Origin of the sequence: Qipengyuania algicola (assembly GCF_042492175.1) — a bacterium.
Classification (GTDB): Bacteria; Pseudomonadota; Alphaproteobacteria; order Sphingomonadales; family Sphingomonadaceae; genus CAJXSN01.
This window is the reverse complement of record NZ_CP170453.1, coordinates 1,562,878-1,584,944: the sequence shown is the minus strand read 5'-3', so window position 1 is coordinate 1,584,944 and position 22,067 is coordinate 1,562,878. Positions and strand designations below refer to the sequence as shown.

The window sequence follows — 22,067 nt, the reverse complement described above, 5'->3', positions numbered from 1 at the left end:
TTACTTGCCCTGCCAGTTAGGCGCACGCTTCTCGGCGAAGGCCTTGCTGCCTTCCTGCGCGTCTGCCGACATGAAGACCTGCGGCAGCAGCTTGGCCTGATGCTCGTAGCGCTTGTCCAGCTCCCAGCCGCGCGATTCGTCCATGATCTGCTTCGACACGCGCACGGCAATCGGGCCGTTGGCGGTGATCGCCTTGGCCAGTTCCAGCGCGCCATCCAGCGCGTCGCCGTCGGTGACCCGGTTGATCATGCCGAGCTCGTAAGCGCGGGCCGCATCGATAAAGTCACCGGTCAGCGCCAGCTCCATCGCTACCTTGTGCGGAATCAGATCGGGCAGAACCATCAGGCCGCCCGCCGCAGCGGCAAGACCGCGCTTGGCTTCGGGAATACCGAATTTGGCCTTGGAATTGGCGACCACCAAATCGCAGGCGATCATCAGTTCCAGACCGCCGGCCAGCGCGTAACCCTCGACAGCAGCGATCAGCGGTTTGACCGGTTTCTTCTCGGTCAGGCCGCCAAACCCTCGCCCCTTCACGCTGGGGCTTTCGCCGCGCAGGAAGCCTTTGAGGTCCATGCCCGAACAGAAGGTGCCGCCCGCGCCGGTCAGAATGCCCACGCGCAGATCGTCTTCCGCATCCAGCCGGTCGAGCTGTGCGGCGATGGCTTCCGAGCACGCCTTGGTCATGGCGTTCTTCGCCTCGGGGCGATTGATCGTCAGGATCAGGACGCCGTCCCGCTCTTCAGCCAGCAGTTCGTCGGTTCCGGTATCGGTCATGAATGTCTCTCCGTAGCTTTTTGAAACTTTCCTTGTGGCGGTGCTGCCCAGCCTTTACGAAAACGTCAACCGACAAAAAGTGAGAGGACCGATTCCTATGAGTACGCAGCCCCATACAGCCTATATCGTAGACGCCGTCCGCACCCCGCGCGGGATCGGCAAGCAGGGCAAGGGCGCTCTGGCAGCCGAACATCCGCAGCATCTCGCCGCGACGGTCCTGAAGGCCATCGCGGAGCGCAACGGGATCGACACCAAGACGGTGGACGATGTGATCTGGTCGGTCTCCACGCAAGACGGAAAACAGGCCGGCGATATGGGCCGGATGGCTGCGCTGGATGCAGGCTACGACATCACCAGCAGCGGTATGACGCTGGACCGGTTCTGTGGCGGCGGGATCACCTCGGTCAATCTGGCCGCTGCGCAGGTCATGTCGGGCATGGCCGATTGCGTGGTCGCAGGCGGTACGGAAATGATGAGCCTGACCGCGCAAATGGCCAAGGACAAAATGGCCGCCGGCATCGCTCCGCCGATGATGGGCAGCTATAACGAGCGCCTGCAAGCCAAGCATCCGCAGAGCCATCAGGGCGTGTGCGGCGATGCGATTGCCAGCATGGAAGGCTTCACCCGCGAGGAGCTGGACGAGGTCGGCTATCGCAGCCAGCAACGCGCCGCGCAGGCCATCGAGGAAGGGCGCTTCGACAAGTCGGTGGTGCCGGTGGTCGATGACGAGGGCACCGTCATTCTTGACCGCGAGGAATTTCCCCGCCCGCAGACGACGATGGAAACTTTGGCCCAGCTGGAACCTGCCTTCCCCAAGCTGGCCGATGTGCCGCTGGACAAGGACGGCACCACCTTCCGCAAGCTGATCAACCAGAAATACCCTGATCTGGACATCCAGCACTTCCACCATGCCGGGAACAGCTCGGGCGTGGTCGATGGCGCAGCAGCGGTGCTGATTGCTTCGAAAGAATATTGCGACGAGCACGGCCTGAAGCCGCGCGCAAAGATCGTCGCGACCGCCAATATGGGCGATGACCCCACGCTGATGCTCAACGCACCGGTCCCCGCTGCCAAGCGGGTGCTGGAACGGGCCGGAATGACACTGGACGATATCGACCTGTTCGAAATCAACGAGGCATTCGCCGTGGTCGCTGCCAAATTCGTCCGCGATCTCGATCTGGATTGGGACAAGGTCAATGTGAATGGCGGCGCGATTGCACTGGGCCATCCGATCGGCGCGACCGGTTCCATGCTGATCGGCACGATGGTCGATGAGCTTGAGCGTCAGGGCAAGAAGCGCGGCCTTGTGACCATGTGCGCTGCGGGCGGCATGGCCCCGGCGATTATTGTCGAGACAGTCTAAGTCATTGGAGCGGGCTGGCTTAGCCGGCCTGCTCCCACTTCTCCATCTTGCGATAGATCGTGGACGGGCTGACGCCGAGCGTGCGGGCCGTCTGGACCACATTGCCGTCCAGTGCACCCAGCCGCGCTTCGATGGCCACCCGCTCGATCGCATCGAGGCTGACGGAGAGATCAGCACCCATTTCGCGCGCCTGGCCTGCGTCGAATGATGGGCCGGGCGAGGCCGCTGGAGCGCGTTCCTGCCCATCTGCCGAGGCACCGGGTTCTGGCGTCATGGCGAGGCTCGCAGCGCTGCTCGCTATGCGCGGCATCGGCTCGACAATCAGTTCCGGCCCGTCGCCCATAACGATGGCGCGGCGGATCGTGTTCTGCAGCTCACGGACATTGCCCGGCCAGCTATGCGCCAGCAGGCTCTCTTCGCTCTCGGGCGTAATCTGCTCGATCAACCGCCCTTCCTCGTCGGCAAAGCGCTCGGCGAATTTGCGGGCGATCACCAGGACGTCGTCGCCCCGGTCACGCAATGGGGGAAGCTCCAGCGGGATAACGTTGAGCCGGTAATACAGGTCTTCGCGGAAACGGCCTTCGGCGACTTCGACCTGCGGCTGGCGATTGGTGGCACAGACAATGCGCACATCGACCGGCTCAGCCTTGCTGTTGCCGACACGCTGGATCATACCTGTCTGGAGGAAGCGGAGCAATTTGACCTGCAGCTTCAGTTCCATCTCGCAAATTTCATCGAGGAACAGCGTCCCGCCATCCGCCGCCTTGGCAGCCCCGATTCGGTTTTCCAGTGCACCGGTAAAAGCCCCCTTTACGTGGCCGAACAGCTCGGATTCGAGCAGGTTTTCAGGGATCGCGCCGCAATTGATCGCGATGAACGGCTTCTTTGCGCGCCGTCCGGACAAATGGATCGCTTCTGCTGCCACCTCCTTGCCGCTGCCGCTTTCGCCGGTGATGAACACCGCCGCTTTTGAATCGCCGATGTTCTCGATCGCCCGGTAAATCGCCTGCATCACAGGCGATGCACCAATGAAGCCATGGAAACTGTCGCGGCGGCTGGCCGAGCGGACGGCTTTCACTTCGCGCGCCAGCTGGTGCCGCTCGGCCCCGTTCCGCACGGTGGTCAGCAAGCGTTCCGAACTGACCGGCTTTACCAGGAAATCATAGGCCCCCAGCCGCATCGCCTCGACCGCGCGGCCCAGCGAGCCATCGGCCGTTACCACGATGACGCTGGTTTCCTGTAAACGCGAGGCCTGCGCCTGAAACAGGTCCAGGCCGTTGGCGTCGGGCAGTTGCAGGTCCAGCAGGACCACATCGAATTGCGCAGCGCCCAGCTGCGCCTCGGCTTCTGCCCCTGTTTGTGCCAGCTCGACCTCATGGCCGGCATCGGTAAGCTGCGCCGCATAGCTCATCGCCAGCGAGGCACTGTCCTCCACAATCAGGATGCGGGCACCTGTCATGCGGCCAATGTCTCCGGAGCAGCAATCCGGAAACTCGCACTGGCCGGGTCATTGTCGCCGACCCACTCCACCTGACGCGTATCGCCGTAATGCACCATGCAGCCTTTCACGAGGCCGTATGCAATATGCGCCATCGGACGGTGCGAGCTGTAGTGGATGATCAGATCTTCATCATCCCGGGTGGCTGTGACCTTGGGCGGTTTGGCATCGGGATACAGAACGACGACTTCCTCATGGATGTGCGACCCCACATGCTCCAACATGACTTCGGCGGTCGGATATTGCCCCACAATCTTCGGGTACAGAATGACGAACCGCGCGAACAGCCATTCGCCATATTGCCTGCACAGCTGGTCAGCGGGAATTCCGCTCACCTCGCTGGCGACGCCCACCATTTTGAGTGCATAGGCGGCCGGATAGGTACCGATACGGGTGAACGCACCGTCGTTTGGTAACTCGGATGAAGCAAGCACCTGCTCGGCAAAATCGAGCCCGCCCACTTCCTCCATAAAGCCGATCAGCTCGGCAAAGATAATACCCTTCATGGATGTCCTTTCATCGATGACATCCCGCTTCATGCAAAAATCATGCCGCAATTTGACACGACAAATCACCCGAATTCGTCCGAAAACCATCCCATAATGCAAATTCCTTCCCAAAATGCAAAATGTTGCCGCTGCATTTTGCGAATAGCTTTTTCGCATTCTGCTAAAAGGCACGGTTTTCCGCCATTCCGGGGAATTGGCACGGGTCTTGAACAGGTGGAGGCATCCTATTCCGACCGGACCCAATGCTATGACCCGTACCCGTTCTGCCAAATCAGCCATTGCGGCTCTGCTTTCATCCAGCCTCGTGCTGGGCGCATGCAGCGCTGGACCGGCACCTGCCAACGTCTCTTCTGCCCGCTGGGCACCGGGCCAGTCGGTGCAATCGGGCGACCACCCCAAGGGCGAGTGGGTCGATCGGGCCTTGGCTCCCGCATCGCAGCAGTGCGCTCTGGATGCTGCCCCGAACCTTACCGGGTACCAGCAGGTCTCCCCTCGCGAGCTTGGCGCGGCAACCTTGCGCCTCGGCCCCGGTGACCGCCTGCTGATCGAGGTACTGGGCGATCCGGACGGTCTCAGCGGAAGCTACGTGGTCGATTCCGATGGCACGGTATCGCTGGGCACCCTCCCCGCAGTTAAAGCGCAAGGTCGCACCGCAGCCGAATTCTCCAATGAACTGCGCGCATCGCTCATCGGTGCGGGCCTGGTGCGCCCCTTGCGCAACGCCGTCCGTGTGCGGCTGGCCGAAGCAGGCGGCGTCGCGGTTACCGTGTCGGGCGCTGTCTTTCAGGCAGGATCGGTCCGCCCGGGAGAGCGCACTGCACAGACCCGCATAGGCCAGAAGGAAGGCGAGGTTTCTGGCGATGCCAATGCTGGCCGCACGCTTTCGACAGCTCTGCGCGCGGCAGGCGGAGTGCGTCCCGATGCCGACGTCACGGCCATCACGCTGGTGCGTGGCAGCCAGTTCACCGTGTTCGACATGAGCGGCATGATGGGCACCTTGCCCGCAAACGACCCCGTGCTTGCTGCCGGTGACCGGATCATCGTGCCGGAGACGTCGTGCTTCGACGAGAGCCTTGTTCGCCCCGGCCCGCTGACCCAGCCGGGCATCAAGGTCTATATGTCGAACCTCACCCGCAGCGCGAACAACAATGCCGGTGCCGCCATCGGCGCAAAGACCGGGGAACTGCCTTACGGCACACGCATGCTGCAGGCGCTGGTCGCGATGAACTGTGTCGGCGGGACCTATATGCAGTCCGACCGCCGCGCTGTTCTGATCAGCCGCAATCCGCGCAATGGCCAGTCGATCGTTATCGAACGCGACATCGAGAAGCTGGTCCGCAAGGCCGATCGCGATCTGGCCGACCCCTATCTCATGCCCGGCGATGCCCTCGCCTGCTATGACAGCAAGTGGACCAATTTCCGCGAAGCCCTGAGCCTTTTCTCCGACGTCGCGGGCGCTGCGACGCCTGCCATCGTCCTGCAACAGGCGGCGAACTGATGGACATGATGACCACTCAGCCCCGGCGTCTGGTGCGCGCGGGCCGCTGGCTGCGCGACGGCTTGCCTTCGTTCGGCCGGTATCGCCGCTACATCATGGCGATCCTTCCGCCGATGGCGGCGATCTGGGGCCTTGCACTGGCTGTGATGGCCTTCGCTCCTGATCGCTACGACAGCGAGATGACCTTGATCCTTCCCGGCAGCGGCGCAGGCGGCTCGCTCAATCTGGAGTCCATCGGGCAGGCCAGCAGCAACACGACCTCCGCATTCTCCAGCTCCACCTTGAGCCCGACGGAGAACTACAAACGCTTGCTGATGTCGGACCGGATCACGACCAATGCCGCGCGGATTCTAGGCGAGAAGCCGTCCGACTTCCCCCAGCCGACTGTGAAGCTGGTCGACCAGACAAACCTGATCTCGGTCTCCATGCCCGGCGCCACAGCTAAGCAGGCACGGGACCGCAGCGAAGCCGTGCGCACCGCGTTTCTCACCGCGCTCGACGGATTGCGCGCCGATGAAGCCGCCATGCGCGAAGAGGCTGACCAACAGCGTATTGCCGAATTGCAGGACAAGGTTGGCGAGGCGCAGCAGAAACTGCTCGCATTTCAGGGCCGCACGGGCCTCGTCTCGCTCGACCAGTTTGCCGACCGTATTTCCACTCTCGACACGCTGCGCGACCGCGAGCGTATGGCACGCGTATCGGCGCGCCAGTCCAGCGCGGCCACCGGACGCCTTGCTTCAACACTGGGTGTTTCGACCGCCACGGCCAACCGCGCCCTGCGCTTGCAATCCGATCCGGTTTTCCTGAAACTGCTCGACCGTTATGCCGAAATCACCACCGAAAAGACCGAACAGGGCGCGACCCTGGGTCCGGCCCATGGCAAAATGGAGGAACTGGGCGCAGAGAAAGGCGAATTGCTTGGCGAACTCGCCAGCCGGGGCCGCACGCTTGCCGGTCTCAACCGCGCAACCGTGATGAAATTCGCCGATCTGTCCGTATCGGGCAACCGCGCCGCGCTGTTTGAATCGCTGATGACCCGCGACAGTGACGGGGCCGGTGCGCAGGCTGCCCTGTCCGAAGTCCGCCGCCAGATCGGCGAGCAATCCGCGCGCAAGGGCAGCCTTGTCCGCCATGCCGCCGAGCTGTCCGAACTGACCCGCGAACTGCGCGTGGCCGAGGCGGTTTTCAGCTCTGCGCTGGCCCGGCTCGATACCAACAAGGCCGATCATTTCGCGTCTTATCCGCTGGTCCAGACACTCGAAGTGCCTTCGCTGCCACGCGGCAAGGCATCGCCCCAGCCCCTGCTCGTCCTTGGCGGCGCTGCCGGAGCCACCTTCCTCCTCCTTATCGGGTTCATGCTGCTATGGCTTCGTCAGCCGATCATCCGCAAAATCCTGCCGAACGGCTGATCGGCGCGGTCATACAATCCACTTGGCTGCTCTGGCTGGTCGGGGGATTGTATATCGCCGGCCCCGCCCTTGGCTGGATCCTTGCAGGCATGGCTGCCTGGGCGCTCTATTCCGCCCCCGGCAGAGCCCCCGATGCGCGCGCGGCCAGCCCCGATTGGGTCATCCACACATGGATCGCCGGCATGGCAGCCATGCTGCTGATCCTGTGGATCGGCCACACGACCAACGCGCTGGGGCTGGCCACGACGATCAAATCGACCATCGGCTGGGCCAAGGGGTGGGCGTTGATCGCTCTGTTCCCATTTGCCGGTGCGGTTCTGAATATCCGGCTGGAAGTGATTGCCCGCGCTGTGTGCAAGCTTGGCGTGCAGACGCTCTGGCTGATCCCGGTCTTCCTGCTCGCTCCGTTTGTCGGCCTGCCCGAAACGCTGTGGGTCTCTCCGCTCAGCATTATCGGCGGTTCTGGCCCGGAATATTTCGCTGTGACTCTCTACACTCTGGAGCCGGGTTCGGGCGTTCCGCGCTGGCAGTTCTTCGCCCCGTGGTCCCCCGCGGCCGGGATGATTGCTGTCATCTATGTGATCCTCGCCTTGCAGGAAAAACATCTGGGCTGGCGCACTGCTGGCATCACCGCAGCCGTGCTGATCGCGCTGCTGTCGCAATCGCGCCTTGCGCTGGTTGCGCTGGCCGTGATCCTGCCGACAATCTGGGCTCTGCGGCATGGGAGCCGTCCCGGATTGTGGCTGGCGGCGGTGCCGGTCATCCTGCTCGCGGGCATTTTCGGCGGCGCATTGATCGACTGGGCCCAGCAACTGGTCGCCGACTTCAGCAGCGCGCGGGCAGACAGCTCGCGGGTGCGGGCAACTCTGGGACGGATTGCCATCGAGCGCTGGCAGAACGAAGCGCCGTGGTTTGGCCACGGGATCGTCGAGGCCGGCCCCCATCTGGTCGAGTACATGCCCATCGGCAGCCACCACAGCTGGTATGGCCTGCTGTTTGTCAAAGGACTGACGGGAGCCCTCGCTCTGGCGGTACCGATGATCGCCACAATTGCGGTCCTGGGCAGCGCTGCCCTGTCGAGCGCAGGGGGCCGGTGCGGCTTCGCGATGATTGCCGTGATGGCGCTCTACAGCTTCGGTGAAAATCTGGAGATGCTCGCCTATCTCGTGTGGCCCGCATGGGTGGCAATAGGCACATCGCTTGCCGAAGCCCGCAAGCTGCGCGGGGCTACTGGAGCCAGCGCCTAAGACTGGTTAGGCTAGCAGTTCCGCCCATCCGCTGATCACCGTGCTGCGCATATCCAGCACATCATTCCGGCCAGCGGCGCCCATTGCGGGCAGCGGCATCGCGGCAAAGCGGTCAATCGCCTGTGCGATAGCCTTTGCGTCGCCCATGGGCACATACAACCCGGCCGAGCCAACCTGTTCGGGCAGGCCATCGACATCGGCCACCAATATGGGGCGCGCAGCAAGCCGCGCTTCCGTGGCGACGAGCCCGAAGGCCTCCCACAGCGAAGGCACGACCACTGCGTCTGCCTCTGCCAGAAAGTCCGTCACATCATCGACCCTGCCAACCAGAGCGACATTGGGATAGTGGGCGGCCCGCTCATGAAGATCCTCCTCCAGCGGGCCGCCTCCACCAATTGTGAGAGTGCATAAGTCGGGCCGCGCGCCCGCAGCTTCGATCAGCGCGGCAAAGTTCTTCACTTCGGAATAACGGCCATAGGCGGCCAGCCGGAGCGGCTGCGCTACACCCCTGTCAGCCAAGGGAGGAACCTGCAGCAGCTCGTCGCGCCCGCTCCACGGGTAGATGACCCGGCAACGGTCAGGGGCAATCGATGATGCCTCCAGCAACCACTCGCGCTGGCCCTGAGAGACGCAGACGACTGCGTCTACCAGCCGAACAAGGCCGCGCAGCAAGGCTCTGAAACGCACCTGCGATCCGACATTATGGCTTTCGAAACTGCGGGTGTAGCTGTGCTCTACATAGACAATGCGCGCCCGCCGGTTGCGGACGCGCAGACTGCCGAACCAGGCGAGCCTTCGCCATGAAACGGGAAAGTGGGTGACGATGATGTCTGCATCCAGCGCCGGCGCAATCACGTCACCCTGATCGACGGGTTCTATCTCGGAATGCGCCAGCAGACGCAGTTCCGCTTCCTCGAAAACACCCAGTGCGCGGGTGACCCCGCCCATGGCGAAATCATCGAGCAGGTGGACAACGCGTTTCATCGGCTCCGGTCTATAGCACCGGCGCGCCCGGGTCACGCACCCGCAGCCGCACCCTTGAGGACACGGCGGGAGAGCGCGGCAAAGGCAGTGCGGCCAATCACCGAACCCGCTGCAACGGCCAGAGCAGTAATCGCTGTCTTCTTCGGCTCCTTGGCGGCGATGCGCCAATCGGCTTTCAGAGCATCCACCAGCAAATCCCGTGCGAAAGCGGTTTCGCCCAGCTGGACCGCCCGCCGCGCCAGATAGCGCAGCTGGAACGCTCGTGCCCGCCCGCCATGCTTGGCCACGAAAGCGGGGGCAATATCGCCAATCTTGCGCAGCATGGTCTGCCAGCTGACATATTGCTTGACGATATTGGCCGAAAGCGCGCCGCCGATGATGCGGTAGTCTGTCAGCAGTCCCTCAATACCTTCGAACTTCATTCCGTGTTTCACGGCGCAGCGGGTCCAGAATTCGATATCTTCCGACTGGCGGAACGTCTCGTCGAACCAGCAGGTGCGGTGGGGCTCGTCCGGGTGAGGGAAGGCTGCAAGCAGCATCGCCGACATCCGCAGAACAGCCGCACTGCCATTGCCGACCGGGTTACGGCACAGCACATCGACAGCGCTTATGTCGGTCAATTGGGGCCGCATGGCGACCTTCAAGGCGCGGCCGCTTGCGTCGATCATCCGGGAGCCCGCGAAGCTGATCGCGACATCGGGATTAGCGCTCATATGAACGAAATGCAGCAGCAGCTTGTCCACATGGAAAGCGTCATCGGAATCCAGTAAAGCAACGAAGGGCGCCCGCGCCGCCGCGATGCCAGTATTGCGCGCGCCCGGCAGGCCGCGGTTTTTCTGGCTGATGATCCGGATACGCGGATCATCGAAACTGCGGCAAATTTCGAGCGAGCGGTCGGTCGCGCCATCGTCCACGATGATAAGTTCGAAATCAGGAAGCGACTGGGCCAGAACAGACTGAATGGCTTGCGAAACATAGGCTTCGACATTGTAAACCGGCATGACGACGGACATTTTCGGAGTGTTCGGAAGCTGGGTCATGATTGTATTCCTTGAATAAGTTGAGATCGATCAGGCGAAGACGCGGCGGCGCATCGCACCGGGCATGACCACGCCTGCAAATGCACACAGAAGGGTGAGACCGCCGCGCTTGCGGTCAGCCAGAAATTGCCCGGCATCCAGCCGCAGCCCGGCCATTGCAAAGCGCAGCGCCTCGGCGGCAGGACCGCCGGTGCGCAGGGCGCGGCGTGCGAGGTAACGGCAATACAGCGCTTCCGCGCCCGGCAGCTCTGCCGGAGAAACATACTCGCGGGCCAGAATGCGCCAGCCATCATACATGGCCGCCAGATCGGCAGAGAGGCCATCGGCGCTCATCCGGTAATTCACGAGATGCCGGTCGATCCCCTGGATGCGGCCTCCTTTGGCTGCAAAGCGGGCGAGGAATTCCTGATCCTCGGCGTGCTGCATACCTCGGCGAAAACCACCAGCAGCGGTGAAGGCTTCCCGGTTCACCACCAGGTTGCTGGTCGAGCAGACCGGATTCTCGCCGACGAGCTGGGCTACCGAAAGGCACCCGGAGGGCACGCTGCTATAGACGCGGGGCTTCAATTCGCTGCTGCTCGAAACAGTGCAGAACGCGATCATCGCGTAGCTTGCTGCGATCGCCGGGTCGGCCTGGTGGCACATATCGTGGATCGCCAGTTTGTCGGATTCCCAGCAATCGTCGGAATCGAGGAATGCAAGCAGCTCGCCGCGTGCCATCTCGGCACCGAGATTGCGGGCTGCGGACACTCCGGCGTTTGTCTGGGAAATAAGGCGGATCCGGCTGTCCTGACCGGCCAGCTCGCGCATGACATGCAACGACCGGTCGGTGGAGCCATCATCGACGAGGATCAGCTCCCAGTGCTGAAAGCTCTGCGCCAGAACGCTGCGGACGGTTTGGCAGATCGTGTCGGCCGCGTTGAAGACGGGGATGACGATGGAGAAGCGTGGGGCGTTGCAGGTCATGGTCAGGCAGCCTTCCGGTTGAATGTAAGGATAGGAGAGGATGGAAAGAGGATGCGCGCACCGGCGGGCAGCAGCACGATGGCAAGGCCGAGGGCATATCCCGCGCAGGCAGCAGCCAGCGAAAACTGGGAGCCAAGGGCGAGGCCGCCCAGCGCGGCGACAGTTGCGGCGCAGGAAATGGCCGCTTCCGCTCCCGGTCGACGATCGGCACGGAGACCCGCACCGACCGCCGCCGCCAGGAAAAGCGGGATCGCGGACAGGGCCAGCAGTGCCACATAGGGGGCTGCGTGAGCCCAATGCTCGCCGAAAACGAGGGGCACATAGAGGTGTGCTGCCACCGCCTGCAGCCCGGCAAACGGGATCAGGCAAGCAAGACCCGCAAGCGTAGCCTGGCGCAGGCGGGCAGAGCGCAGCTGCGCATCGGCGATGCTGGCCAGATTGGGGAACAGAACGATGCCGAACGCCGTCACCAGCGATTGCGCGATGCCCAGACCTGCTCCGAACGCGAAGTAGTAAACACCCAGCGTCTTCACACCCATCAGCGCGCCGATAATGAGCTTGTCGGCCTGACCGCGCAGAGCGATCATTGCTTCACTGCCCAGAACACCGCCGAAGAATGCGCGGAACTCCGGCATCGGAGCGCCAGCCACCGCTGCCGACTTCGCCCAAGGGCGTGCGCGGCGGGCCAGAACGGTCCAGACGGGCGCGGTCAGCAGCTTCGGCAGAATAATCGCCCAGGCCGACGGCCAGATGATGACCAATGCCATCGTCAGCACGTGATCCAGAATGGCCTGCGTCGCCGCGATGCGTGCAGTCGCGCCCAGCTTCCCTTCGCGCATGGCGAGATGGATCTGCACCAGCCCGGCAGGCATAAAAGCGTAGACTGCGGCCAGAACAGCCAGCATCGCGCCCGCTTCCGGCAAGCCGAAGCCCCAGGCGAGGATGGCCGCTACGCCCAGCTGCACCGCCGCAACAGCTGCGCACAGGGCCTGGAACAGCCGGGACGCTGTCTTGCAGATCGCTTCCAGCTCCTCGGCGGTGGCAACAATGATGCGCTGGCCGATGCCGACATTGGCGAGCACGCGGACCAGTTCAAACAGAGACAGTGCAAGCGCGGCAGTGCCGAGCATGGCCGCATCCGTATGGCGCGCAATGACGAGGATCGCTCCCAGACGCACGACCCGGTTGGCCAGTTCTGCAGATGCATATCCGGCGAAACCCCGCAGCACGGGCTGCAGGCCTTCGGGAAGCATGTTTTGTAGGCGTATTGCGAACACTGGGTGTCTCCGGGTGAAGTTGCCCCACCCTATTCAAGACGCGTGCCAGTTCTCCAGAACGGCGGTTTCCAGCCGCTTTTCTGCAGGCCCCGGGAAAATCCAGCCCTCAGATTTCGCAATTTGCGACGATGGCATGGGAAATTCGCATTTCCAGTATCGCAAATTGCGAAAGCTGCAGTTCTCGGACCCGAGCCACAGTCACATTATACGATTTATCTACGATATTTCAAATACTTATCCAAACTGGCACGACCGATGCTGAGTGACCGGCAATCTTCAACCGGAGTTTGCCATGAAACACGATCTCGCCCTTCTCGACGCATCCGTCCACTCCGACCACACGGTCCAGACGGCGCTGTCGCCCACGCACAGCTCTGAAACGACCCAGCTGTTCGATCTCGACATCGAATGCGCAAAGCGCTCGCAAATGGCCCGGCGTATCGTCGCGGCGGCAGCAGTCCAAAAGCGCCTTACAATCAGCTTCGCCAATGCCCACTGCGTCAATGTCGCCCACAAGGACAGCAGCTACCGCGATGCCCTGCGCCAGTCCGACATGATCCTGCCGGACGGCAGCGGGATGCGCATTGCTGCCAAGCTTGCGGGCCGCAGTTTCGGCGACAATCTCAACGGCACCGACCTCTTCCCGGAAATCTGCGCCCACGCCGCCGAGGCTGGCCAGTCGATCTTCCTGCTGGGCGGGCAGCCCGGCATTGCCATGCAGGCAGGCGCCACAATGGTCGCCGCAACGCCCGGCTTGCAGATTGCAGGAACGGCCGACGGCTATTTCCGACCCGCACAGGAAGACGCGTTGATCGAACGGATCAACCGGTCCGGTGCCACGATCCTGTTCGTCGGTTTCGGCGTGCCGCTGCAGGAAAAATGGATCACTCGCCTACGTGACCGGCTGGATGTCGCAGTGGTGCTCGCCGTTGGCGGCCTGTTCGATTACTATTCGGGGCGCATTGCCCGCGCGCCTGCCCCCATCCGCGCGGTTGGCTGCGAATGGGCATGGCGTCTGGCGATGGAACCGCGCCGGCTGGCCCAGCGCTATCTCATCGGCAATGCGGTGTTCCTGATGCACGCAGCGCGCCACGCTTTCGAACAGCGCGGTTTTGCCGATGCACTCTCTGCGGCCCTCAAGCGCGCAGTTGATGTAACGGTCGCGGCGGTCGCCCTTGCCATGCTCCTGCCCATTCTGGCGATGGTGGCTCTGGCGATCCGTCTGGAAGATCGCGGACCGGTGTTCTTCCGCCAGCTCCGGATCGGCGAAAACGGTCGCAGTTTCGAGATGCTCAAACTGCGCAGCATGTATGTCGATGCCGAAGCCCGCCGCGCCGCCTTGCTTGGTCAGAGCGACCGCGCCGGTATCTGTTTCAAGATTTCCGATGATCCGCGCATCACCCGCACAGGCCGGTTCATCCGCCGGTTCTCGATCGACGAGCTGCCCCAGCTGATCAACGTGCTGCGCGGCGAAATGTCCCTGGTCGGCCCGCGCCCGGCGCTCGCCTGCGAAGTGGCAGCCTATGAACCCCGCGCCTACCGCCGCCTGCGCGGCAAGCCGGGCCTGACTTGCATCTGGCAGGTGTCCGGTCGGGCCGACATCCCGTTTGCGCGCCAGCTGACCATGGATGTCGCATATCTCCAGCGCCGCGGCCTTTTGACGGATCTGGCACTGCTTGCCCGCACGGTCCCGGCGGTCTTCGGCGGACGGGGCGCCTACTGATCCGCGATCAGCACACGGTAAGCCTCATCACATCCCTGATACGTTTCTTCCAGCGCGGCCGCCAAGTCTCCGGCGGCCGCGCCCCGCCAATCGGCATCGGGCGCGCGGAATTTCTCGACGGCACCCAGCAAGCGCAGCGCCCCGACATTCCCGGCCACACCTTTGAGAGCATGGGCCTGCCTGTCGGCAGCCTCGCGGTCGCCCTGCTCCAGAGCCCCAGTGAGCGCATCGCCGTAGGAAACAAGGTCGCTTTTGACGGCGGCAAGAAACCGCTCCCCGAAATGGGTTGGCAACGCTTCGAAAGCCTGTCTGAACCGGACCAGATCGAACAAGGGCGATCCGCCCTGATCACCAGCGGCGGCACCAGCACCCGCGGCCAATGCCGTGGTGAGAGCAGCCCTGATTTCAGACTGCTTGACCGGTTTGGCAAGACAGGCCGACATGCCGGCAGCGAGCAACCGTTCGCGCTCTTCCTGCAGGCTGTGGGCAGTCACCCCAATGACCGGCGTACGCGAAGCCGGACCATCCATGGCCCGGATCGTCCTGACCGCCTGTTCGCCATCCATCACCGGCATCTGCACATCCATCAGCACAGCATCGAACCGCTCTTTGCTTACGAGCTCGACTGCCTCTGCGCCGTTCGTTGCAGTCTGGACCGTGCAGCCGATTTTTTCCAGCAGCGACGTGATGATCTGACGGTTGCTTTCGGTGTCTTCAGCGAGCAGCACCTGCGGACTATCGCCGGCCGCAGTGCGTAACGGGGCCGACATTCCGGCGCCATCATGAGCGGCAGTCTCCAGAGCGAGCACAATTGCGCATCCATCTGGATTGCGCGTAACTTCGCCGTCCATCGCTTCGACCAGATGCATCGCCCGGCGGAATTGTGGGTCTTGCAGTGCATCGCTGCCCCGCGCCAATTCGTATCCCATACGATCGCTTGTCAGCGAGATCGACAAACCGCCTTTCCATGCGACGGCAACTGAGCCGCCATAGCCCTCTTCCATCGCGAAACCGCACAGATTGTCGATCAGTTCGCGCAGCCGGACCGCATCCGCCACCACTTTGGCGGGAAGATCGTCAGCCAGCTGCCAGCTCATTTCGCCCTGCTGGTTGCTCCCGACCTCGGCCCAGAACCGTTTGCTTTGATCCAACAGACGGTGCAGCGAGAGCGGCGCGGCAAACAGGGCAATGGAATCCGACTGGCCTTCGGATTCGGCGAGCGCTTCGTCCAGCAACGCCCCGATCCGTTCGACGGAGTGCTCTGCCAGATCGAGCTTGCGCCGGTCGCCGTCGCCTTCAGCGGCCCCTTCGAGCAGGTCGATGACGCCAGACAGGGTCGCCAAAGGCGTGCGGAAATTATGCGCCATGGTGGACAGGAACCGTGTCCTCACCGCCAGCGCCATTTCCGTCTTTTCGCGTTCCGCCTCCAGCTCTCCGGTCAGCATATTTAGCTCACGCACGCGGCGTTCCGCGCGCAATTGTAGCATTTTGACGGCGCGCTCATTTGCTCGGAGTTGAGTGATGTCGCGGACAGAACCGTAGATCCCGCGCAGCCGGTTTTCATCACCGCTGGACCGGCGGATATGCCAGCGGAGCCAGCGCGTCCCCTCGTGAGGATGGATAATCCTGTGCTCGAAGGTGTGGTCCTCGTCCGCTGGCAGGTTGCTATAGAATTGCGTCGCCTCCGCCATCATCCGGTTGCGGTCCAACGGATGCAGAACGCTGATCAAATGCTCCGGGGTCAGTTTGGTATCGGCCGGAAAACCAAGAATCGCGTTGAGCTGGGGCGAGCTTTGGAACGGTTCATCCGGTGCGCCAAAAATCGTGGCAAAGCCGCCGGTGCGCTGCGCGTTGAGCAGCTGCATGTTCTGCAGATCCAACCTGCGCACGAGGTCCTCCTCCCGGACCAGCAATTCCCGGTTGGCCAGGTCGAGCTCGCGCATTCGCCCTTCCAGTGCGGTTTCCGCTTCAGCAAGGGCGGTTTCGGCCCGCGCGAGCTTTCTCTGCAGGATTTCCACCATTCGCTCCGGCGATGGCTGCTGGGTGTCCGGGGAAATCATTCAAGCCTCCAGCAGCATCAGGCGAAGGGCGTCCGGGGTCGGCATGTCGTGCATCGTGAGTGCCCTTGCCCCCGTAAGCCCGGCTGGCAATGGCTGCGCGGGGTCTAGCCGCAGAACCAGATCGTATTGCGCGTCCGGTGTCGGCACGTCTGCACAGCCAGCGCTGGAGGCGACTGTGTAGCCCAGTTCTTCGAGCGATGCCTCTCCAGCCAGCCGTGCGACCGCGCTGCCGCCAACAACCAGTGCGCTCAGGCCCGTGCCGGGCAGCGAATCGCCGATGTCGGCTGCGCGCCTGAGCGGGATTTCCAGCGTAAAAGTACTGCCTTCACCTTCGACGCTGGTGACCGACACATCGCCGCCCATAGCGCGGGCGAGATTGCGGCAGATCGACAGACCCAGACCGGTGCCGCCGAAGAGCCGCTCGGTTGACGCATCGACTTGCTCGAACGGCGTAAACAGCGCGTCCAGCCTGCTGGCCGGAATGCCGATTCCGCTGTCGCTGACCGACAGGGCCATGATGACCGCATCAGGCGTATCTGGCTTCTCGTCAGCCCGCGTTTCGCATCGCACCGCGACTTGCCCCTGCGCTGTAAACTTGATCGCATTGCTGAGGAAATTCGCGAGGATCTGCTGGATGCGCGCTTCATCGCCAATCAGCATTTCCCTCGGTCCCGGCTCCAAGATCAGCTCAACTCCCTTGCCTCTTGCGAGGGGACCGAACAGCTCCCCACCGCGCTGCACCATGTCGTGCGTATCGAAAGCGCGCTCCTCGATCTGCAAAGCCCCGCTTTCGCCGCGGGCCGTGCTCAACACATCGTCGAGCACCCGCATCAGAGCCTCTGCCGAACTCTCGATTGTCGCCAGAGCCCGGTCGCGCTGGCGAGCGGAATTGTCCTGCCGAACCTGCTCCAGCATGCCCAAGATGCCGGTCATCGGCGTACGGATTTCGTGGCTGACGGTTGCCAGCAGGTTCTTGCGAATGTCGGCCGCGCTTTGCGCTTCATCGCGGGCGGCCATCAGGGCGGCCTCGCCCTCTTTTTGGGATGTGATGTCGCGGGCAATATAGGCGAAGCCGGACAGGTTGCCGTCCTCCATCGTGATCGCCTCGATCGCTTCATAGGCCCAGAACGTCTGCCCGTGCCCGTTCACGCGTTCCACGGAGTGGGAAACCCGCCCATCTTGCGCAACCTTTGCGAGAAGGTCCCGCGCCTGTTCAAGCCTGTTTCCGTTTCCATCGGAATTTCCGATGATTTGCGCGATGCCCTCATCCTTCGCGCCATCCCATCCGAACACGTCCTTGGCCGCACTGTTGGCCCGCGTGATGCGCCCTTCTGCATCGAGCAGGAGCACCGCATATTCTTCAAGCGCATCGACCAGCAGATCGAACGACTGAGTGAGGCGAAGCCGTTCCCGCGTCACCCGGCTTTCCATGGCATCGAAGGCGCGGTCGAGGCGGGCGAGCTCATCCCCATCCGCGCCATCCACCGGCTCGCTGTTCTTCTCTGCCAGAGCAATCGCATCCGCTCTGTCTGCCAATTGTTCTAGCGGACGGGACAAGCTGTTCCGCACGAACCAGATGATGAACAGGGCAAACGCCGCCGTGGTCAGCAACCCGCCAATCAGGATCGGTAGAGCCGACTCGAACGCAGCCGCCCGCACCTGCTGACCGGGGATCGCCGACACAATGAACCAGTCGGGATTATCAAGTCTCGCGGCCGCCACATAGAGGTCGGCATCTTCCAGAAACGTCAGTGCCGTTCGCCGCTCCAGCACGGAAAGCAAACTCCAGACTGCGCCCAGCTCGGGTTCCGAAGTTGTCGCAAGATCGAGAAACGCGCCGGTCTGTTCGCTCGACTGAACGGTATAACGGGGATGGCGGATCAGTTTGCCATCACCGGTGACGACCATCCGCTCGACCCCTTGCGGGGGGAGCGCACCCTCATCGTCAAAGATCGAATCGAGCACGATGCTGGTTCCAAACGCACCGATGTGTCTGGCACCGTCCCGCACGGGCGTCATGCAACCGGTCGTCCATGTCGTGCGGGATTCGTCATAGAGGATGGGCTGCAAGCCGGTGCACCGCATAACACCGTCGGGATTGACGCCCGGTTTTACAATTTCGGAGAACTCTTCGCTCTGGAAATCGAGCGTTGCGGGGGCATCACGGCGATAGAACTGCAGATTGTCCGCTCTGCCGGGAGCGTACATCACCAAATCATTGTCGGGCGAGAAGAAGTACAGATTATCGACATTCTGCTGCGGCAGACCGTCCACCATACCTGCGAGAGTGGCGAAGGCAGAGGACACGGTAACGCGCCGTTCTGGGGACAGATCTTGCGCCGGAATAAACCCGCCGAACCCCGACACAGGCCCACGCGGTGTCATTGTTCCGGTCCACAGACTGTCTGCGCTGCGCCTTGTGCCATCCGGCCTTGCGGGGAACAGACGGTTGAATTCCGCTGCGGCCAATCCGCCTGCGTCTATTTCCGAGTTCAACCGCTTGGCCGCCGCTGCCTGAGCGCTCTCCATCTCCTCAAAGCGGACTTGCAGGCCCTGTTGAGCCAGCGACCGGTCCTCGCGCAGCAGCGACAGCGCTGCGCCGATCTCGCGATTGCGCGCTTCGCCATAGGCCAGCCAGGTCGACAACCCGAACAGGAGCAAGCCGATCGGGAGGATGGTCGCAAGCGCGCGCGTACTGAGCTGGCCAAACCGCATGGGATACTCCGTGATGGCGACCTACCACGAGCAAGCGCCAATGCTGGCACCCTAGAAGGAAATATCCACCAAATGCTGAATGGCGCGGCACCAAATTGCGGTCGACATTCCTAAGCCCAAAGGCTGCGTGTCCAGTCGACTGCGGTTTGCGAGGAAGCGAGAACTTCTTCGCCCAGCCTGCGCGACCATAGCGTTTCTGCCCCGCCCGCCAGCCGCCACCGGTGCAGCGCGCGGGTATAGAGATTAAGGTCGTGCTCTGCGCTGATACCGATTGCGCCGAAGACGGCGTGGGCGGTGTTGGCAATGCGCGGGGCGGCTTCGGCAGCGACGGACTTGGCGACAGCGGCCTGCGCCGTTTCGGGCCAGCCTTTGCTCGCAGCAAGCTCGACGGCCAGCCGCACTGCGACCACATCCTGTGCCATCACGGCGAGGTTTTGCTGGAGCGCCTGCTGCTTGCCGATGAGCTTGCCGAACTGGACCCGCTCATTGGCGTAGGCGACGGCCATATCGAGCAGCTTGCCCGCCGCGCCGGCGATCAGGGCCGCGTGGAGAAGCGCGGTGGCATTCTCTCGCCGCGCGGCTTCATTGTCGCCGGTTGCCCGCTCGATCATCGCTTCGCCAATCCCGACGGGTACTGCATGGCGGCCCAGCGCCATCCACAGCGGCGCGACATCGGCCAGAGACAGCCCTGCGCCGCCTTCGCTCTCGGCAACCAGCGCATCGAGGAAGCCCGACTGCTCGACAGTCTGCATGGCGGCAGCGCTGCCCTCGCCAGCTTCGATGGCACGGACTGCAGAAGGCGCGAAGACCTCGCCCAGCATCTGCTCGAACGGTTCGAGAAATTCACTCGTCATTACCGCGCCCTCATCTCAGGCCCAAACCGCGCGCGATAATGCCGCGCAGGATTTCCCGCGTGCCTCCGCGCAGCGAAAAGCTCGGCGCGATATGCGTCACATAGGTCAGCGCGTCCTGCAGTTCCTCGCTCACCGCCTCATCAGGGTGCGCCGCCAGATCATCCCCAATCGCCAGCGGCAAATCCTGTTCGAACGCTGTGCCGAGGTCTTTCACCACCGAGGCCTCGACCACCGGGCTTTCGCCCGCCGCCAGCTGCCCTGTGCACGCCAGCGACATGGCCCTGAGCGCCGACAGCTTCGCCATAAATCCGCCGACCAGCGCCGTGGTTGCAGGGTCATCGCGCCCAACCGAACGCAGATGCGCCAGCCACGCGTCGAACAACACAATGCTGGAATAGATGCGTTCCGGCCCGCTGCGCTCGAAGGCCAGTTCGGCCACGACCTGCTGCCAGCCGCCGCCTTCTTCGCCAATCAGCGCGTCCTCAGCCAGTTCCACATTGTCGAAAAACACTTCGGAGAAATGCGCATCGCCCGCCAGATCGGTGATCGGGCGGATATCGACACCCGGTGCTTTCAGATCGACGATGATCTGCGACAGCCCGCGGTGCCGATCGTCGGTGGTGCCCGATGTGCGGACCAGTGCGATCATGTAATCGGAATGCATCGAATTGGTGGTCCAGATCTTCTGGCCGTTGAGCAGCCAGCCCTTCTCGGTCCGCTCCGCCCGTGTCCGAACGCTCGCCAAATCCGACCCGCTGCCCGGCTCGCTCATCCCGATGCAAAACAGCAGCTCCCCCCGGCAGATGGCGGGGATGTATTTCCGGCGCTGTTCCTCGGTGCCAAAATTCAGGATCAGCGGCGCGCTTTGCCGGTCCGCGATCCAGTGCGCCGCCACCGGCGCACCGGCGGCCAGCAATTCCTCCACCACCACAAACCGCGCAAACGGCCCGCGCCCACCGCCGCCATATTCGGTCGGCAGGGTCAGGCCCAGCAGCCCGGCCTCGCCCAGCTTGCGGCTGAAATCCGCATCGAAGCCCGACCACGACCGCGACCGCTCGGCCAGCGACATATCGGCCACCGCCTCCTGCGCCAGCGCGCGCACTTTCCCGCGCAGCGCCTCGTCTCCGGGCGGAATGGCGGCAAGGGTGAGAGTATCGAACAGGGGAAAGCTCCTAAAGCGCCTTGTGCTCTCACTTTTAGGTTTGCGGGCGGGGCCCTTGCAACCTAGCACAAGAGCTATGGAACCCTTCTTGAAAATCGAGCGCGATGGCTCCGTCGTCATCGCCAGTCTCAATCGCCCCGAAACCCGCAACGCCATTTCCGAAACCGCGCATAGCGAGGAGATCGCGCAGTTCTGTGCCGACATGACCCGCGACCGCAGCGTGCGCGCCGTGGTTCTCACCGGCGAAGGCAGCGCTTTCTGCGCGGGCGGCAATGTGAAGGATATGGCGAACAAGGCAGGGATGTTCGCAGGCAGCCCCTACGAGATCCGCAATCGCTATCGCACCGGCATCCAGCTGATCCCCGCCGCGCTGTATGACCTGGAAGTGCCCGTGGTGGCCGCTGTTAATGGACCGGCGATTGGTGCGGGGCTCGACCTGGCTTGCATGGCCGACATCCGCATCGGCAGCGAGAAAGCGATCTTCGGCGAGACCTTCGTAAAGCTGGGCATCATTCCCGGCGATGGCGGCGCATGGTTGCTGCCCCGCGTGATCGGCATGGCCCGCGCCACGCAGATGACTCTGACAGGCGAGATCATCGACGCGGCCAAAGCGCTGGAATTCGGGCTTATCAGCGAGGTGACGTCGCACGATCAGTGCCTGCCGCGCGCGGTGGAAATGGCGCAGATGATCGCAGCCAATCCCGGCCACTCCACCCGTATGGCCAAACGGCTGCTGCGCGAAGGGCAGGATATGAAGCTCGCACCCTTGCTGGAACTCAGCGCGGCCTATCAGGCGCTGGCTCATCACACGGAGGATCATGCCGAGGCGGTGGACGCATTCACCGACAAAAGAGCGCCGCAATTCAAGGATTGCTAACCCGGACCCGCAACCTTGCTTCCTCCTGAAATTCGGGCATTATGGTGCCCGGGTCGCCGAAAGAAAAACCATTGGAGAGAGATTGTCCGCCTACCGGGCGGATGAGCGATT

17 protein-coding genes are annotated in these 22,067 nt (G+C 63.1%); 6 read left to right on the top strand and 11 right to left on the bottom strand.

The window, feature by feature from the left end:
* Positions 1–774 (bottom strand): crotonase/enoyl-CoA hydratase family protein, encoded by a 774-nt coding sequence (locus tag ACFCW2_RS07565; protein WP_379545352.1) that lies wholly within the window; start codon positions 772–774, stop codon positions 1–3.
* Between the two features lie 97 nt (positions 775–871).
* Here ACFCW2_RS07565 and ACFCW2_RS07560 point away from each other — a divergent pair, with 97 nt between their 5' ends.
* On the top strand, positions 872–2,137 hold the full coding sequence (locus ACFCW2_RS07560) for an acetyl-CoA C-acetyltransferase (RefSeq protein ID WP_379545351.1): 1,266 nt from the start codon (positions 872–874) through the stop codon (positions 2,135–2,137).
* A gap of 19 nt (positions 2,138–2,156) precedes the next feature.
* Here ACFCW2_RS07560 and ACFCW2_RS07555 read toward each other — a convergent pair whose 3' ends face one another.
* Both ACFCW2_RS07555 and ACFCW2_RS07550 read right to left on the bottom strand, forming a co-directional pair.
* Complete coding sequence (locus ACFCW2_RS07555) at positions 2,157–3,596, bottom strand: sigma-54-dependent transcriptional regulator (RefSeq protein WP_379545350.1); 1,440 nt, start codon at positions 3,594–3,596, stop codon at positions 2,157–2,159.
* Positions 3,593–4,141, bottom strand: coding sequence for a heme NO-binding domain-containing protein (locus tag ACFCW2_RS07550; protein WP_379545349.1), 549 nt, complete (start codon positions 4,139–4,141; stop codon positions 3,593–3,595). Before ACFCW2_RS07550 ends, ACFCW2_RS07555 begins: the two co-directional genes overlap by 4 nt.
* A 250-nt stretch (positions 4,142–4,391) precedes the next feature.
* On the opposite strand from ACFCW2_RS07550, the gene ACFCW2_RS07545 reads away from it, so the two are divergent.
* The 3 genes from ACFCW2_RS07545 to ACFCW2_RS07535 are packed head-to-tail and all read left to right on the top strand — an operon-like array spanning position 4,392 to position 8,298.
* Complete coding sequence (locus ACFCW2_RS07545; RefSeq protein WP_379545348.1) at positions 4,392–5,642, top strand: polysaccharide biosynthesis/export family protein; 1,251 nt, start codon at positions 4,392–4,394, stop codon at positions 5,640–5,642.
* On the top strand, positions 5,642–7,051 hold the full coding sequence (locus tag ACFCW2_RS07540; RefSeq protein ID WP_379545347.1) for a GumC family protein: 1,410 nt from the start codon (positions 5,642–5,644) through the stop codon (positions 7,049–7,051). Before ACFCW2_RS07545 ends, ACFCW2_RS07540 begins: the two co-directional genes overlap by 1 nt.
* On the top strand, positions 7,006–8,298 hold the full coding sequence (locus ACFCW2_RS07535; protein WP_379545346.1) for an O-antigen ligase family protein: 1,293 nt from the start codon (positions 7,006–7,008) through the stop codon (positions 8,296–8,298). The genes ACFCW2_RS07540 and ACFCW2_RS07535 overlap by 46 nt, the downstream gene beginning before the upstream one ends.
* A gap of 6 nt (positions 8,299–8,304) precedes the next feature.
* Here ACFCW2_RS07535 and ACFCW2_RS07530 read toward each other — a convergent pair whose 3' ends face one another.
* From ACFCW2_RS07530 to ACFCW2_RS07515, 4 genes are read right to left on the bottom strand one after another with little or no spacing between them, the layout of a single operon-like run.
* A complete protein-coding gene (locus tag ACFCW2_RS07530) occupies positions 8,305–9,282 on the bottom strand; it encodes a glycosyltransferase family 4 protein (RefSeq protein ID WP_379545345.1) in 978 nt (325 codons plus the stop codon).
* A gap of 32 nt (positions 9,283–9,314) precedes the next feature.
* Positions 9,315–10,322: a glycosyltransferase family 2 protein gene (locus ACFCW2_RS07525; RefSeq protein WP_379545344.1), complete on the bottom strand. Its 1,008-nt coding sequence runs from the start codon at positions 10,320–10,322 to the stop codon at positions 9,315–9,317.
* Between the two features lie 30 nt (positions 10,323–10,352).
* Positions 10,353–11,288 carry a glycosyltransferase family 2 protein gene (locus ACFCW2_RS07520; RefSeq protein ID WP_379545343.1) on the bottom strand — a complete coding sequence of 312 codons (936 nt, stop codon included), beginning with the start codon at positions 11,286–11,288 and terminating at the stop codon, positions 10,353–10,355.
* 2 nt (positions 11,289–11,290) lie between these two features.
* Entirely contained in the window at positions 11,291–12,517 is a 1,227-nt protein-coding gene (locus ACFCW2_RS07515) for an oligosaccharide flippase family protein (protein WP_379545342.1), read from the bottom strand.
* A 340-nt stretch (positions 12,518–12,857) separates the two neighbouring features.
* On the opposite strand from ACFCW2_RS07515, the gene ACFCW2_RS07510 reads away from it, so the two are divergent.
* Positions 12,858–14,288: a WecB/TagA/CpsF family glycosyltransferase gene (locus ACFCW2_RS07510; protein ID WP_379545341.1), complete on the top strand. Its 1,431-nt coding sequence runs from the start codon at positions 12,858–12,860 to the stop codon at positions 14,286–14,288.
* Here the strand turns inward: ACFCW2_RS07510 and ACFCW2_RS07505 are convergent.
* The 4 genes from ACFCW2_RS07505 to ACFCW2_RS07490 all read right to left on the bottom strand — a co-directional run bounded on the left by ACFCW2_RS07505 (position 14,282) and on the right by ACFCW2_RS07490 (position 21,019).
* Positions 14,282–16,348, bottom strand: coding sequence for a response regulator (locus ACFCW2_RS07505; RefSeq protein WP_379545340.1), 2,067 nt, complete (start codon positions 16,346–16,348; stop codon positions 14,282–14,284). The genes ACFCW2_RS07510 and ACFCW2_RS07505 overlap by 7 nt on opposite strands.
* Entirely contained in the window at positions 16,349–19,063 is a 2,715-nt protein-coding gene (locus ACFCW2_RS07500) for an ATP-binding protein (protein WP_379545339.1), read from the bottom strand.
* A gap of 110 nt (positions 19,064–19,173) precedes the next feature.
* Positions 19,174–19,917: an acyl-CoA dehydrogenase family protein gene (locus tag ACFCW2_RS07495; protein WP_379545338.1), complete on the bottom strand. Its 744-nt coding sequence runs from the start codon at positions 19,915–19,917 to the stop codon at positions 19,174–19,176.
* A gap of 10 nt (positions 19,918–19,927) precedes the next feature.
* Entirely contained in the window at positions 19,928–21,019 is a 1,092-nt protein-coding gene (locus ACFCW2_RS07490) for an acyl-CoA dehydrogenase family protein (RefSeq protein WP_379545336.1), read from the bottom strand.
* Between the two features lie 136 nt (positions 21,020–21,155).
* On the opposite strand from ACFCW2_RS07490, the gene ACFCW2_RS07485 reads away from it, so the two are divergent.
* On the top strand, positions 21,156–21,956 hold the full coding sequence (locus tag ACFCW2_RS07485; RefSeq protein WP_379545334.1) for a crotonase/enoyl-CoA hydratase family protein: 801 nt from the start codon (positions 21,156–21,158) through the stop codon (positions 21,954–21,956).
* Positions 21,957–22,067: the final 111 nt, after the last annotated feature.